Source organism: Nocardiopsis aegyptia (genome assembly GCF_013410755.1).
GTDB classification, from domain to species: domain Bacteria; phylum Actinomycetota; class Actinomycetes; order Streptosporangiales; family Streptosporangiaceae; genus Nocardiopsis; species Nocardiopsis aegyptia.
On sequence record NZ_JACCFS010000001.1, the window covers coordinates 2457698 to 2471704 of the forward strand.

Consider the following 14007-nt stretch of genomic DNA (forward strand, 5'->3'; position numbering starts at 1 on the left):
CGCACCATCCGCGTACGTCGTCCCGGTCCCGGGGCATCCTTTCCCCGGGACCGGGAACACTACGGGTACATCCCGGACGCCGGAGGGGCCGCCGAGTCACCCCGGCGTTCCCGTGCACGGCGCAGCTCATCACCAAGAGATGACCTTCGATCACCAGGGACTGCTCTTCCGCCGCGACCGGCAGTTCCACGAGGTGGCCCGAGAGCGGCTCCGCTCCGCGCTACGCGAAAACGCCCACACCGTCCTGGCGGTGGACGACCGGCGTGCCGCCGAGGTGACCGCCGGCCTGGAGCCCGCGGAACGCTCCAGGGTGCACGTCACGGACCCCGGCCGGCTCTACGACGCCCCGGGGCGGGCCCTGGCCGCGCTGCACCGCCTGGCCTTCGCGCACGACCCCGCGCCCGTGGTCGTGGTGGCCGAGCCCCCGCTGCCGTCCGGGACGTCCATGGAGTTCCGCGAGTGGATGCGCCTGGAGTCCGTCCTGTGCACCGCCCTGGCACCGATGCGGCTACGGCTGCTGTGCGCGCACGACGACCGCGGACTGGCGCCGCGCGTCCGGGCCGCGATCCGGGCCACCCATCCCGTGCTGGTCGGTCCGGGCGGCCCCGCCGCCAATCCGGGCTACCTGGGCACGGAGGCCTTCGGTTCGCGGCCGGCCGAGCCCGAGCCCCTGCCCGTCACCGGCCCGGTGCACCGCCTGGACATCGGGATGTCGCTGCCCAGGCTGCGACGGGAGCTGACCGCGCTCGGCGCGGCCGTCGGCCTGGCGGAGGGCCGCGTGGACAGCCTGGTCGTGGCCGTGAACGAACTGGCCGCCAACGTGCTGGAACACGGGGCGGGCAAGGGCACGGTGAGCGTCTGGCGGGCGCCGGGCCGGTGGGTGTGCGACGTGTTCGACGAGGGCGGCGGCCTCGCGGACCCGCTCACCGGCTACCGGCCGGCCGACACCATGCGCCCGCGCGGCTACGGCCTGTGGATCACCCGCCAGACCTGCGACTTCCTGGAGATCTGCGGAGACGCCGACGGTTCGCTGGTCCGCCTGCACTTCCTCGACCCCTGAGCCGTCGCGCCGACGGTGCCGGACCGCCGACCACCGATGCCAGGCCACACCGTGTCCCTCGGTATCCTCGGCAAACGTCCGCCGACCCGCTTCCAGGACCACCGGGACCCCCGTCGCGCGCCGGTGAGCGCGCGAAGAACACCAGGAGGAAACACGATGACCACCCAGATGAGCGATGACTCCCTGCCCGGGCTCCTCGATCTGGCGCGGCGCGACTACAAGGACCTCGCCGGCCAGGGCCTCAAGCTCGACCTGACCCGCGGCAAGCCCGCGCCCGAGCAGCTCGACCTGTCCGAGGGCCTGCTCGACCTGCCGAGCGGCCACACCGCCGCCGACGGCACGGACGTGCGCAACTACGGCGGCCTGCGCGGCCTGCCCGAGCTCCGCGCGATCTTCGCCGACGTGCTGCAGGTACCGGCCGACCAGCTCCTCGCCGGGGGCAACTCCAGCCTGGAGATGATGCACGACTGCCTCGTGCACGCTCTGCTGAGCGTCATGCCGGGCGCCGAGTCGCGCTGGGCCGACCAGGAGCGGATCGTGTTCCTGTGCCCGGTGCCCGGCTACGACCGGCACTTCGCGCTGTGCGAGCGCTTCGGCATCGAGATGGTCGCGGTCCCCATGGACGGGTCCGGCCCGGACATGGACGTCGTGGAGCGCCTGGTCGCCGAGGACGCGGCGGTCAAGGGCATCTGGTGCGTGCCCAAGTACAGCAACCCCAGCGGTGTCAGCTACAGCGACGAGACCGTGGCGCGGCTGGCCCGGATGGAGACCGCCGCCCCCGACTTCCGGATCTTCTGGGACAACGCCTACGCCGCGCACCACCTCACCGACGAGCCGGTCGAGATCGCCGACCTCCTGGCCTTGTGCGCCGAGAGCGGGCACCCGGACCGGGCGTTCGTGTTCGGTTCGACCTCCAAGATCACCTTCGCCGGTGCGGGCGTCGGCTTCTTCGGCTCCTCCGCGGCCAACGTGGACTGGCTGACCGCCAACAACTCCAAGCGCTCGATCGGCCCGGACAAGGTCAACCAGCTGCGCCACCTGGAGTTCCTGCGGGACGCGGAGGGCGTGCGCGCGCACATGGACCGCCAGCGCGCGCTGCTGGCGCCCAAGTTCGCGGCCGTCCAGCGGATCCTGTCCGAGGAGCTCGGCGGCACCGGTCTGGCCACGTGGACCGACCCCGACGGCGGGTACTTCGTCACCTTGGAGGTCGTCGAGGGCTGCGCCAAGGAGGTCGTGCGCCGCGCGGCCGAGGCGGGCATCGTGCTGACCCCGGCCGGGGCCACGCACCCCTACGGCGACGACCCGCGCGACGCCACGATCCGCATCGCTCCGAGCTTCCCCGGCCTGGCCGAGCTGGAGCGCGCGATGCACGGTCTGACGGTGTGCGTGCGCCTGGTCGGCTACGAGAAGGCCGCCGGCGCCTGATCCGCCGCTGAGCGAAGGGGGGCGCGTTCCGGGACCACCCGGGGCGCGCCCCCTGGCGTATCCGCGGAACGTGTTCCTAGGGCGTGTGTGACGGATGCCGTCCGCGAGTATCCGTCACACACGCCCTAGTCCTTCGGGCCGCCCTGGTCGCGCAGCGACTCCACGGCGGCGCCGGTGCTCGGCAGGATCGGGATGACCTGGTCGATGCCGGCGATGACGAACAGACGGTTCACCTGCTGCTGGGGCTCGGCGACGACCAGTCCCAGACCCTGGTCACGGGCGTGGCGGTAGGCGGCGACGAGCACGCCGATACAGCGGGAGTCGCAGAAGGCGACCTTGGCGAGGTCGACGACCACGCCCACGGGGAGTTCGTGGAGGACGCCCTCCAGGACGTCGGCCAGGGCGGGGGAGGTCACCGCGTCCATCTCCCCCACGGGGGTGACCACGACGACGCCATCCTCGCGGCGGGTCGAGATGTCTGTCGTCACGCTCGGTTCTCCTTGTCGACGGACGGCCCCTGACCACATCATGGCGGCAAAGGGTCACGCTCGGGACTCGTCTCGCAGGGTTGGCCGCCCGTTCACCGGCCATCCGTCCCGGGACGGCGCATCCTCTGCTGCGGTCCCGTGTTCTCGGCCACGAGGTCGCGGGCCACGTCCACGACCTTCTTGCGGTTGCGCTGGGCCACCTCCCGCAGCGCGGTGAAGGCGGCGTCGGCGTCGCAGCCGCGGGCGTGCATGATGATCCCCTTGGCCTGGTCGATCACAGTACGCGCGGACATGGCCCGGCGCATGTGCGCGGTCTCGCGCGCGGCGTCGGCCTGGCGTCCCACGTTGTGCAGGGCCGCCGCGGCGTGCTCGGCGAGCAGTGCGGTGAGCGGCACCACCACGTCCTCGTCGAAGGCGTCGGGCCGGGCCGAGTGGACGCCGAAGGTGACGACGCGTTCGTCGCCCGGCAGCTCGCTCGGCACCGTGACCGAGGAGCGGTCGCCGCACTGGACGGCCATGCTGGTGTACCGCGGCCAGCGGTGCTCGCGCAGGACGTCGCCGACCCTGACCTGGCGCATCTCGCGCACGGCCTCCACGGTCGGCCCCTCGTCGCTGGTGTACTGGTGCTCCAGGGCGGCGGACAGGTCCGCGTGCGAGGCCCCGTAGTCGGCCACCACGTGCCGCACGGAGCCGTCGGGCCCCTCGACCTCGCGCCAGACGACCACGAGCGCGGCCGAGCACCCGGGCACGCCCAGGGCGGCGGCGCGGCTCATCTGGTCCAGCGCGCGTTCGAGGGTGGTGCCCTCGCTCTGCCCCAACGCGCCGATGTCGCGGGCCAGGCGTTCGATCCACACCGTACGGCCTCCTTCCGCGTCGGGGCCCCCTCTACCGTAGCCTCGGACGTCAGCGTGTCCGGACATCCACTAGCGTCGGGGTCGGGGCACCGGGACAACGGTGTCGTAGCGCCCCGGAGCGGGTACTGCCGAAGACGCCGTCGACGAAGACCGGGAGATCCGAGCGTGTCCGAGAACCTCGCCGGACTGCAGCGCGAGACCACTGCGCTCAGTGAACGCGTCGCCGCCCTGCGCAGCACCCACGCCATGTACCCCGACGACGCGCAGGGCACGGCCGAGGCCGCGCTCACCGAGCTGGAGTACGCCGAACGCCTGCTCACCGACGCCGGCGCGGAACTGGCACGGTCCTACAGCGGGCAGCCGGAGCCCCGGCGCCAGGGCGACGACGGCGACCGGGTGCTTCTGCGCGCCATGTTCGCCGAGCTCAGCGTCCCGGTGGTACTGCTCGACCACGAGGGCTACATCCGCAGGATCAACAACGCCGGCGCCACCCATCTTGGGAGCGCACCCGGCTACCTCACGGGCAAACCGTTCACGCACTTCGTCGACCTGCGCAAACGCGCGGCACTCCAGTCGTGGCTGGCCTCGGTGCTGCGCGGCGGCGGGTCCACGACCGTGCAGGCCCGGCTGGCCCAGCGCGGCTGGGCCGAGGACGTCCACCTGACGCTGACCCGCCTGGAGCTGCCGACCGAGCCGCACCCGCTCGTCCTGGTCGCGATGTCCCCGCCGATGGGCGGAGCCGACGAGGAGGGCCCCTCCCCCCTGGAGCCGGAGGTGGAGGACCAGGTGGTCGTGCTGGCGGCCCGTCGACTGGACGTGCTCACCCGGATGACCCGCCTGCTCCTGCGCAGCGCCGGCCCCAGCGGCGCCGGAGAGCCGCTCGCCCTGGCCGACGCGGCCGACCTGCTGGCCGACTCCTACGCCGACTGGGTGGTCGTGGACGTGTGCGACCTGCCCGGCGACCCCCAGGCGGCGCGCCGAGCCGAGGTCGCGGGGCCGGCGGACGCACCCGTGGTGCTGCGCGAGGCGGTGGCGGCCGCGACGCCGGGGGACGGCGACGTGCTCGACGAGGTGCTGGGCCGCGGCCAGTCGCTGCTCTTCCCGCTCATCGAGGACGAGGGCGTGTTCGGCCACACCGCGTCCGGGGTGCCGCTGCTGGCCGCGCTGGGAGCGGGTTCGCTGCTGTCGGTGCCGCTGCGGGGCAGCCGGGGCGTGCGCGGCGCGCTCACCCTGATCCGGCGCAGCGCCCGGGGCAGCTTCCGGCTGGCCGACCTGGGCCTCATCGAGGAGATCGGCGAGCACATCGGCCTCGCCCTCCCGCCTCGGGCGCCTTGAAGACGGGCCCTTCGCGCCTTCCGGTGCATTCCCTCGTTCCTCAGGAACGCACCTCCAGGCCCTCCAGGACCCGTCGGCGCCCTCCCTGTGCTTTCTTTGGGCCGCCGCTCGTTCCTCGCTTTGGCCCGGACAGACCCCCTGTGGTCCCCACGAGCACATCGCGCACGCCCAACCCCCTGGGGTTCACGTAGACCGACGTGTGCACGCCTAACCCCCTTTGGTTGAAGCCGCACACAACGGCCCGCCTCAGCCCCGAAGGGGGAAGCAGGCCGCTCAGTCCACGGGGTTGAAGCCGCACGAGAACGGCCTAAGTCCACCCGAGGGGGTGAAAGGTAGGCCGTCGCGCTTTGGGGACCGCTGGGGGGTTCGCGAGGGGCGCGCCAGTGTTCTGCAGGAGGAGACGGGGCCGCAGCGAGGAACGAGCAAGGCAAGTCGACGACGAAGAACACTGGCTACTCGGCGCCCCGAGCACGGGCCAAAGCGAGGAACGAGCGGAGGCCCAAAGAAAACACAGGGGTGAGGGGCGCGCCAGTGTTCTGCAGGAGGAGACGGGGCCGCAGCGAGGAACGAGCAAGGCAAGTCGACGACGAAGAACACTGGCCTCCCAGCGCCCCGAGCACGGGGCCAAAGCTAGAAGGACTGCGCCGCAGGCGTCCGTTGAGGGTGGTGGCGGGCGACGGCGTGGGCACGAGCGGAGGCCCCAAGAAAACACAGGGGTGAGGGGCGCGCCGGTGCCTGCAGGAGGAGTCTCTGCCGCCAGCGAGCTTGCGAGCCAGGCAGTAGCGACGACGAAGGACCCGGCGTGAAGCGCCCCGAACCCTACGAAGGCCCGTGCACCGTGTCGACCAGGGTGGAGAGCCGTGACACCGAGCTGTCCATCCGGCGCACGCCCTCCACGAGCGGCTGGTCGGTGTCCTGGTAGTGCGTCATGACGTGGTCGCGCAGCTCGGCGAGGTCGGACTGCACCTGCCGGGAGCGCTGCGAGAGCTGTTCGGCCAGCACTCGGCCGGGCTCTCCGGTCTCCTGCCCCAGGTCGCGCTGCAGGGCTCTGGCCTGTTCGCGCATCTGCGACTTGAGCTGGTGGAGTTCCACGAACACCTCCACCTTCGAGCGCAGCACCCAGGGGTCGAACGGCTTGAGCAGGAAGTCCACGGCGCGGGACGCGTAGCCCCGGAAGACCTGGTGCCGGTCGATCTCCTGCGCGGTCAGGAAGATGATCGGCACGTCCTTGGTCTTGTCGCGCTGCTTGATGTGCGCGGCCGTCTCGAAGCCGTCCATGCCGGGCATGACCACGTCCAGCAGGATGACGGCGAAGTCCGTGCCCAGCAGGTGCTTGAGCGCCTCCTCACCGGAGTTGGCCCGGACCAGGTTCTGGTCGAGGGACGTGAGCGCCGCCTCCAGCGCGATCAGGTTCTCGTCGCGGTCGTCGACGAGAAGGATGTTGGCCTTCTGGGTCATGTTGATTAGTCCAGGTCTTCGGTCGGGGCGTCCGTTGCGCCATTGTGCCCGTTCGCGTCCGCCGATGACGCATCGGACCGGGCCTCGTCCGCCGCCGCGCCGGCGATGGTCTCCTCCCGGCCCGCGGTGAGCCAGCGCCGCATGACGTCCAACAGGTGGTCCAGGTCGACCGGCTTGGTGACGTAGTCGGTGGCGCCCGAGGCCAGGCTGCGCTCGCGGTCGCCCTGCATCGCCTTCGCGGTGAGCGAGATGATGGGCAGGTCGGCGAACTGGGGCATGTCCCGGATCTTGCGGGTGGTCTCGTTGCCGTCGAGTTCGGGCATCATCACGTCCATCAGGACGAGCGAGATGTCCTCGTTGGCCTCCAGGCGCTCGATGCCCGAGCGCCCGTTGTCGGCGTAGAGGACCTCCAGGCCCTGCGCCTCCAGGGCGCTGGTGAGCGCGAAGACGTTGCGCACGTCGTCGTCGACGATGAGGACGCGCCGGCCCGTCAGCACGGCTCTGCGCTCGGGGTCGGGCCTGGCCTCGACGGTGTCGTGCTCCTCGCCGGGGTCGGTCGACCCGGGCGTGGTGTCGGGTGCCTTGAGCACCGGCACCGTGGGCAGCGGCTCGTTGCCGAAGTCGGTGAGGGCGGCCACGGCGGCGTCGAAGTCCTCGTCCGGGATGTCGTAGCCGTCGCCGGCCGGTGCCCGCTCCACGGCGCGCGGCTGGGGCGCGTCGGCGACCTGTACGGGTTCGAGGCCGCTGGGCTCCTCGGCGCGCTCCGCCGCGTCGTCGGGCAGGCGGACCGGCAGCAGGAGCGTGAACGTCGAGCCCTGGTTGGCGACGCTCTGCACGCGGATCTCACCGCCGAGCAGGCGGGCGAAGTTGCGGCTGATGGACAGCCCCAGCCCGGTGCCGCCGAACCGGCGGGAGGTGCCGCCGTCGCCCTGGTGGAAGGCCTCGAAGATCACCTGGAGCTTGTCCTCGGCGATCCCGATGCCGGTGTCGGCGACGGTGAACGCGATGACCTCCTCGTTCTCCACGAACATGTCGAGGTCGGCGTCGTCCAGCGCCCAGGCGGGCTCGATGAGCAGCCGCACCTCGCCCTGCGGCGTGAACTTCACCGCGTTCGAGAGCAGGTTGCGCAGTATCTGTTGGAGGCGCTGCTCGTCGGTCCACAGGGTGCCGGGGATGTCCGGGGACACGTCCACGGCGAAGGCCAGGCCCTGTTCGCCGGTGACCGGCCGGAACGTGGCCTCCACGTAGTCGACGAGTTGGGCGATGGAGACCTCGCTGGGCTGCACCTCGGCGCGCCCGGCCTCCACCTTGGACAGGTCGAGGATCTCGTCGATGAGCAGCAGCAGGTCGCTGCCGGCCTTGTGGATGGTCTGGGCGAACTCGACCTGCTTCGGGGAGAGGTTCTGTTCGCCGTTGTCGGCCAGGAGCCGGGCCAGGATCAGCAGGCTGTTGAGCGGCGTGCGCAGCTCGTGCGACATGTTCGCCAGGAACTCCGACTTGTACTTGGAGGAGACCTGGAGCTGGTGGGCGCGCTCCTCCAGAGCGTTCCTGGAGCGCTGGATCTGCTGGTTCTGGAGCTCGATGGCCCGGTTCTGGTTGGCGAGCTGGGTGGCCTTCTGGCGGAGCTCGGCGTTCTTGCCGCGCAGCTCCTCCTGCTGGCGCTGGAGCTCGTTGGACCGCTCCCGGAGCTGGCTGGCCAGCTGCTGGGACTGTTCGAGCAGGTGCTCGGTGCGGTTGTTGGCGAGGATGGTGTTGATCGTGGTGCCCAGCAGGGCCACGAGCTGGCGGAGGAAGTTCTTGTGGATCTCCCGGAACTCGCTGTAGGAGGCGAACTCGATGACGCCCAGCGAGCGCTCCTCGGAGACGATCGGCAGGATGTACAGGTTGCGGGGCTCGGCCTCGCCCAGTCCGGAAGCGACGGTGACGTAGCCCGAGGGGATGTTGCGGATGTGCTGCTCGACCTGCTGTTCGAGCGCCTCGCCCGCGACGCCGACGCCCTTGCGGATCCGGCGCCGGCCCTCCTCGGGTTCGAAGCCGAACCCGGCGTAGAGCCGGAAGACGTCCTGGTCGTCCTGGTCCTCGGGCAGGTAGCAGGCCCCGTGCTGGGCCTCCATGAGCGGTGTCACCTCGGTCATGATGAGGCGGGCCAGCTCGTGGAGGTCGCGGTGCCCCTGGATGTGGCCGGAGATGCGGGCCAGGTTGGACTTGAGCCAGTCGGCGTCGCGCTGGTCGGCGGTGGTCTCGCGCAGGTTGGACACCATCAGGTTGATGTTGTCCTTGAGCTGTTCCATCTCGCCGCGGGTGTCGACCTGGATGTTGCGGGTCAGGTCGCCCTTGGCGACGGCGTTGGCGACCTCGGCGATGGCACGCACCTGCGTGGTGAGGTTGCCCGCCAGGCCGTTCACGCTGTCGGTCAGCTGCTTCCAGGTGCCGGAGACACCCTCGACCTTGGCCTGGCCGCCCAGCTGCCCCTGGCTGCCCACCTCGTGGGCCACCCGGGTGACCTCCGTGGCGAAGGCCGACAGCTGGTCGACCATCGTGTTGACCGTCGTCTTGACCTCCAGGATCTCGCCCTGGGCGTTGACGTCGATCTTCTTGGTCAGGTCGCCCGCGGCGACCGCGGTCGTGACCTCGGAGATGTTGCGCACCTGCGTGGTGAGGTTGTGCGACATCGAGTTGACGTTCTCGGTCAGGTCGTTCCAGATGCCGGAGACGCCCTTGACGTTGGCGCGCCCGCCGAGCTTGCCCTCCGTGCCCACCTCACGGGCCACGCGCGTCACCTCGTCGGCGAACGCGGACAGCTGGTCCACCATGACGTTGATGGTGTCCTTCAGCTCCAGGATCTCGCCCTTGGCGTTGATCGTGACCTTCTTGGTCAGGTCGCCGGCGGCCACCGCGCGCGTGACCATGGAGATCTGCCGCACCTGGTAGGTCAGGTTGTTGGCCATGGAGTTGACGTTGTCGGTGAGGTCCTTCCACACGCCCGACACGTCACGGACGTGGGCCTGTCCGGCCAGTTTGCCCTCGGTACCCACCTCACGGGCGACCCTGGTCACCTCGCTGGCGAAGGAGTCCAGCTGCTCGACCATCGTGTTGATGGTGTCCTTGAGGTCGAGCATCTCGCCCTGGGCGTCCACGGTGATCTTCTTGCTCAGGTCGCCCTTGGCGATCGCCGTGGTCACCTGCGAGATGTTGCGGACCTGGTAGGTGAGGCTGTTGGCCATCGAGTTGACGTTGTCGGTCAGGTCCTTCCAGATCCCCGACACGCCCTTGACATTGGCGCGCCCGCCGAGCTTGCCCTCGGTACCGACCTCGCGCGCGACCCGCGTCACCTCGTCGGCGAGGGAGTCCAACTGGTCCACCATCGTGTTGACGGTGTTCTTCAGGGCGAGCATCTCTCCCTGGACGTCGACCTCGACCTTGCGGGTGAGCTCGCCCCGGGCCACCGCGGTCGTCACCTGCGAGATGTCGCGCACCTGGTTGGTCAGGTTGTCGGCCATCGAGTTGACGTTCTCGGTGAGGTCCTTCCAGATGCCCCGGACCCCGCGCACGTTCGCGCGCCCGCCGAGCTTGCCCTCGGTGCCCACCTCGCGGGCCACCCGGGTCACCTCGTCACCGAAGGTGGAGAGCTGGTCCACCAGTGTGTTGACGGTGTCCTTGAGGTTGAGCATCTCGCCCTGGACGTCGATGGTGATCTTCTTGCTCAGGTCGCCCTGGGCGATCGCCGTCGTCACCGCGGAGATGTCGCGCACCTGGTTGGTGAGGTTGTCCGCCATCGAGTTGACGTTCTCGGTGACCTCGCGCCAGGCACCGGAGACGCCCTCGACCTTGGCGCTGCCGCCGAGCTTGCCCTCGGTGCCCACCTCGCGGGCGACCCGTGTGACCTCCTCGGTGAAGCCGCTCATCTGGTCGGCCATGCGGTTCACCGTCGTGGCCAGCCGCAGCAGGTCGCCGTTGAGCTCGCCCCGGCGCCCCTCGGTGGAGGCCCTGCGGTTCAGCTGTCCCTCGGCGACGGAGTCGAGGACCTGGGCGACGTCGGTCACGGGTTCGGCGACCTCGTCGAGGAGGTCGTTCAGGGCCCGCGCGCTCTTGCCCCAGGCGCCTCGCGCGGGGTTGACGCTGACGCGCTCGTTGAGCCGGCCCTCGTCGCGCACGACGTCGCCGACGCGCTGCAGACCGCTGCTCAACTGCTCGCTGTGGTCGACCACCTCGTTGAAGACCGAGGTGATCTCCCTGATGGTGCCGGTGCCCCGCTTGCGCAGGCGGACGCTGAAGTCGCCGTCCCGCATGCGGTACAGGGCGCGCAGAATCTCGTCGAGCTGTTCTTCGGCCACTTCCTGGACCGCCTCGGGCATCGAATCCCTCCACTGAAAGGTGTCGCTGACTTACACTAACCGCCCACGAGGTCGGGCACAGGTGGGTTGACCAAGCAGTCCCGGTCGCACACCACGCGTATCGTGGCAGTGACCGCGCCCCCGCCCAGTGACGAAGGACACATACGGCTTGCCAGCACACGATGCGTTGAAGGTCGCCCGGCACGAGTTCCCTCCGGCCCCGGAGACCGCCGCGGCTGCCCGCGAGTTCGTCCACGACACCTTGCTGTCCTGGGGCGTCGAGCCCACCGACGACGTCATCCTCCTGGTCAGTGAGCTGGTGACGAACGCGGTCATCCACGCCAAGTCGTCCCTGGAGGTGACCGTCCGCCGCGGCGAGGGCTCGACCGAGGTGATGGTGACGGACGCCGCACCGGAGAGGGCGGTCCCCCAGGCCGGCCCGCTCTCCGTCGACACCTCCGCCTCGCCCGACGCCCGCAGCGGAGGACTCGGCCTGGCACTCGCCTCGGCCATCGCCTCCAGCTGGGGCGTGAGCTACGGACGGGCGGACAAGGCCGTCTGGTTCCGGGTGGACGACGTCCCCGAGCAGGCGTCCCTGGAGTCGCCGCCGGTCCGCGGCGGAGTGCGCCGCGCCTCGCGACCCACGACCTGGTCCGCGCTGGACGCGGCCCTGAGGGCGCGGCTGAGCCTGCCGCAGCTGCTGGAGCGCACGGTGGAGCACGCGGCGACCGCGCTCGGCGGGGACGCCGCCTACATCGCCCTGGCCACCTCGGACGAGACCATGTGGGAGGTGCGCTCCGCGGTCGGCCTCAACGACCCCTGGCGCCCGCTGCGGGTCCGCACCGAGGAGGTCTTCCCGTCCGCGGCGCCCGAACCGGGCGCGGTGATCAACGACGACCTGATGATCGCCCGGGCCAACCGGGGCCGCCTGGCACGCGGCGGCATGCGGTCGCTGGTGACGGCCCCGCTCATCGTGGACGGCCGCGTCACCGGTCTCCTCGGGGTGGCCTCGGGCCGCCCGCGCCACTTCGGCCCCACCGCGGCCAAGCGCCTGCAGGAGGGCGCCGACCTCATCGCGCTGCCCGTGGAGCGGTCCCGTCTGGCGGAGGTGGAGCTCAACCGGCGCGCCTCCCTGAGCTTCCTGGCCGAGGCCAGCGACCTGCTCGCGGGCACGCTGGACGAGCGGATGACCGGCGCCCTGGCCGCGCAGCTGATCACCTCACGGCTGGGCCGGTGGTGCGCCATCCACACGATCAACGAGCTGGGCACCTCCGAGCTGACCCACGTGGTCCACACGGACGAGAACTACAACGACGTCCTGCGCGACGTGCTCACGAACCTGCCGCCGCGTGAGGAGCGGGACCCGCAGCCGCTGTGGACGCCCGCGGACCTGGCGGAGGTCGACGAGCACCTCGCCCGTGAACTGGCGCGCGGCCCGGCGATCAGCATCCCGCTGGTCGCGCACGGCCGTCCGCTCGGCCGGATGACGGTCGGCAAGAGCGAGAACGACGACTTCACCCGGGACGAGGTGGACGTCGCCGACGACCTCAGCCGGCGGGTGGCCTCGGCGATGGAGAACGCCCGCCTGCACGAGAAGCAGTCCGCGATGAGCGAGGCGCTCCAGCGCAGCCTGCTGCCGGCCAGGGAGAAGGAGCCCACCATCCCGGGCGTGGACCACGCGGTGTTCTACCGTCCGCAGGACGAGAAGAACGTGGTGGGCGGCGACTTCTACGACGTGTTCGCGGCCAGCGGCCGGTGGTGCTTCGCCATCGGCGACGTCTGCGGGACCGGCCCGGAGGCGGCCGCGGTCACCGGTCTGGCGCGGCACACCCTGAGGGCCCTGGCCAAGGAGGGGTTCACGCCGTCGCACATCATGCAGCGGCTGAACATGGCCATCCTGGACGAGAACACCTCGACCCGCTTCCTCACCATGCTCTACGGGGAGATGACCCCGTCCACCGACGAGTCCGGCGGTATGCGCCTGCGCATGGTCTCCGCCGGCCACCCGCTCCCGCTGCGGCTCAACCAGAAGGGCGAGGTGGAGTCGTTCGGCTCCTCCCAGCCGCTGCTGGGCGCCTTCGAGGACGTGGGCTTCACGACGGAGAACGTGGACATCCGCCCGGGGGAGGTCGTCCTGGCGGTCACGGACGGCGTGACCGAGCGGCGCAGCAACTCGGACATGCTCGGCGACGAGGGCCTGATGGAGATCTTCTCCGGCTGCGCGGGGCTGACCGCCCAGGCGGTGATCAGCCGGATCGACCGCGAGCTGGAGGAGTACGCCCCGGGCGGCCACACCGACGACACGGCCATGCTGGTCCTGCGGTTCCTCTGAGCCGCGCCCGCCCGGGCGGGCGGGCGCGGCGAGTCGGCGGATGGGGTCACCCGGCGGTCGGTGTCAGAGCCAGCCCATGTCCTGGGCCGTGCGGATCGCCGACATCCGGTTGTCCGCGCCGGTCTTTCCGATGGCGTTGGACATGTAGTTGCGCACGGTCCCCTCGGTCAGGTGCAGGGACGCGGCGATGCGCGCGACCGTGGCGCCGTCCGACGCCGCCCTGAGGACCTCGGCCTCGCGGTCGGTCAGCGGGCTCTCACCGCCCACCATGGCGGCCGCGGCCAGGTCGGTGTCGATGTAGCGCCCGCCCTCGTGGACGCGGCGGATCGCGCCCGCCAGCTGGTCCACCGGCGCGTCCTTGGCGAGGAACCCGCGGGCGCCGGAGGAGAGCGCGCGGCGCAGGTAGCCGGGACGGCCGAAGCTGGTGAGGATGACGACGCCGCAGGCGGGCGCCCGCTTCCTGAGGTCGCCGGCGACCTCCAGCCCGGTCGCGCCGGGCATCTCGATGTCCAGCACGGCGACGGCGGCCCCGTGTTCCAGGACGGCGTCGACGACCTGGTCGCCCCGCCCCACCTGGGCGACGACGTCGAGGTCCTCCTCCAGGCCCAGGAGGGCGGCGATCGCGCCCCGGACCAGGTGTTCGTCATCGGCCAGCACGATCTTGATCAAGGTCGTTCCTTCCCCGGCGTCCGTTTTGCGTTGGCACGGTATCGTTCCGGAC

The 14007-nt window shown here is 71.1% G+C and carries 9 protein-coding genes; 4 read left to right on the plus strand and 5 right to left on the minus strand.

Going from position 1 to position 14007, the window contains the following annotated elements; genetic code table 11:
• The first annotated feature begins 139 nt into the window (after positions 1-139).
• Positions 140-1060 (plus strand): anti-sigma factor RsbA family regulatory protein, encoded by a 921-nt coding sequence (locus HNR10_RS10900; RefSeq protein WP_179822892.1) that lies wholly within the window; start codon positions 140-142, stop codon positions 1058-1060.
• A 156-nt stretch (positions 1061-1216) separates the two neighbouring features.
• A complete protein-coding gene (locus HNR10_RS10905) occupies positions 1217-2485 on the plus strand; it encodes an aminotransferase class I/II-fold pyridoxal phosphate-dependent enzyme (protein ID WP_179822894.1) in 1269 nt (422 codons plus the stop codon).
• A 125-nt stretch (positions 2486-2610) separates the two neighbouring features.
• On the opposite strand, the gene HNR10_RS10910 is transcribed toward HNR10_RS10905, so the two are convergent.
• Complete coding sequence (locus tag HNR10_RS10910) at positions 2611-2973, minus strand: STAS domain-containing protein (protein WP_179822896.1); 363 nt, start codon at positions 2971-2973, stop codon at positions 2611-2613.
• A gap of 92 nt (positions 2974-3065) precedes the next feature.
• Complete coding sequence (locus HNR10_RS10915) at positions 3066-3827, minus strand: ANTAR domain-containing response regulator (protein ID WP_179822897.1); 762 nt, start codon at positions 3825-3827, stop codon at positions 3066-3068.
• Positions 3828-3992: 165 nt separating this feature from the next.
• Here HNR10_RS10915 and HNR10_RS10920 point away from each other — a divergent pair, with 165 nt between their 5' ends.
• Positions 3993-5162 (plus strand): PAS domain-containing protein, encoded by a 1170-nt coding sequence (locus HNR10_RS10920; RefSeq protein ID WP_179822899.1) that lies wholly within the window; start codon positions 3993-3995, stop codon positions 5160-5162.
• 819 nt (positions 5163-5981) lie between these two features.
• On the opposite strand, the gene HNR10_RS10925 is transcribed toward HNR10_RS10920, so the two are convergent.
• Together HNR10_RS10925 and HNR10_RS10930 are read right to left on the minus strand one after the other, a co-directional pair.
• On the minus strand, positions 5982-6620 hold the full coding sequence (locus tag HNR10_RS10925) for a response regulator (protein WP_179822901.1): 639 nt from the start codon (positions 6618-6620) through the stop codon (positions 5982-5984).
• A 5-nt stretch (positions 6621-6625) separates the two neighbouring features.
• Entirely contained in the window at positions 6626-10975 is a 4350-nt protein-coding gene (locus HNR10_RS10930; protein WP_218897697.1) for a HAMP domain-containing protein, read from the minus strand.
• A 166-nt stretch (positions 10976-11141) separates the two neighbouring features.
• On the opposite strand from HNR10_RS10930, the gene HNR10_RS10935 reads away from it, so the two are divergent.
• Positions 11142-13286 (plus strand): SpoIIE family protein phosphatase, encoded by a 2145-nt coding sequence (locus HNR10_RS10935; RefSeq protein WP_179829667.1) that lies wholly within the window; start codon positions 11142-11144, stop codon positions 13284-13286.
• Positions 13287-13349: 63 nt separating this feature from the next.
• Here the strand turns inward: HNR10_RS10935 and HNR10_RS10940 are convergent, their stop codons facing one another.
• A complete protein-coding gene (locus HNR10_RS10940; RefSeq protein ID WP_179822903.1) occupies positions 13350-13955 on the minus strand; it encodes a response regulator transcription factor in 606 nt (201 codons plus the stop codon).
• Positions 13956-14007 lie beyond the last annotated feature (52 nt).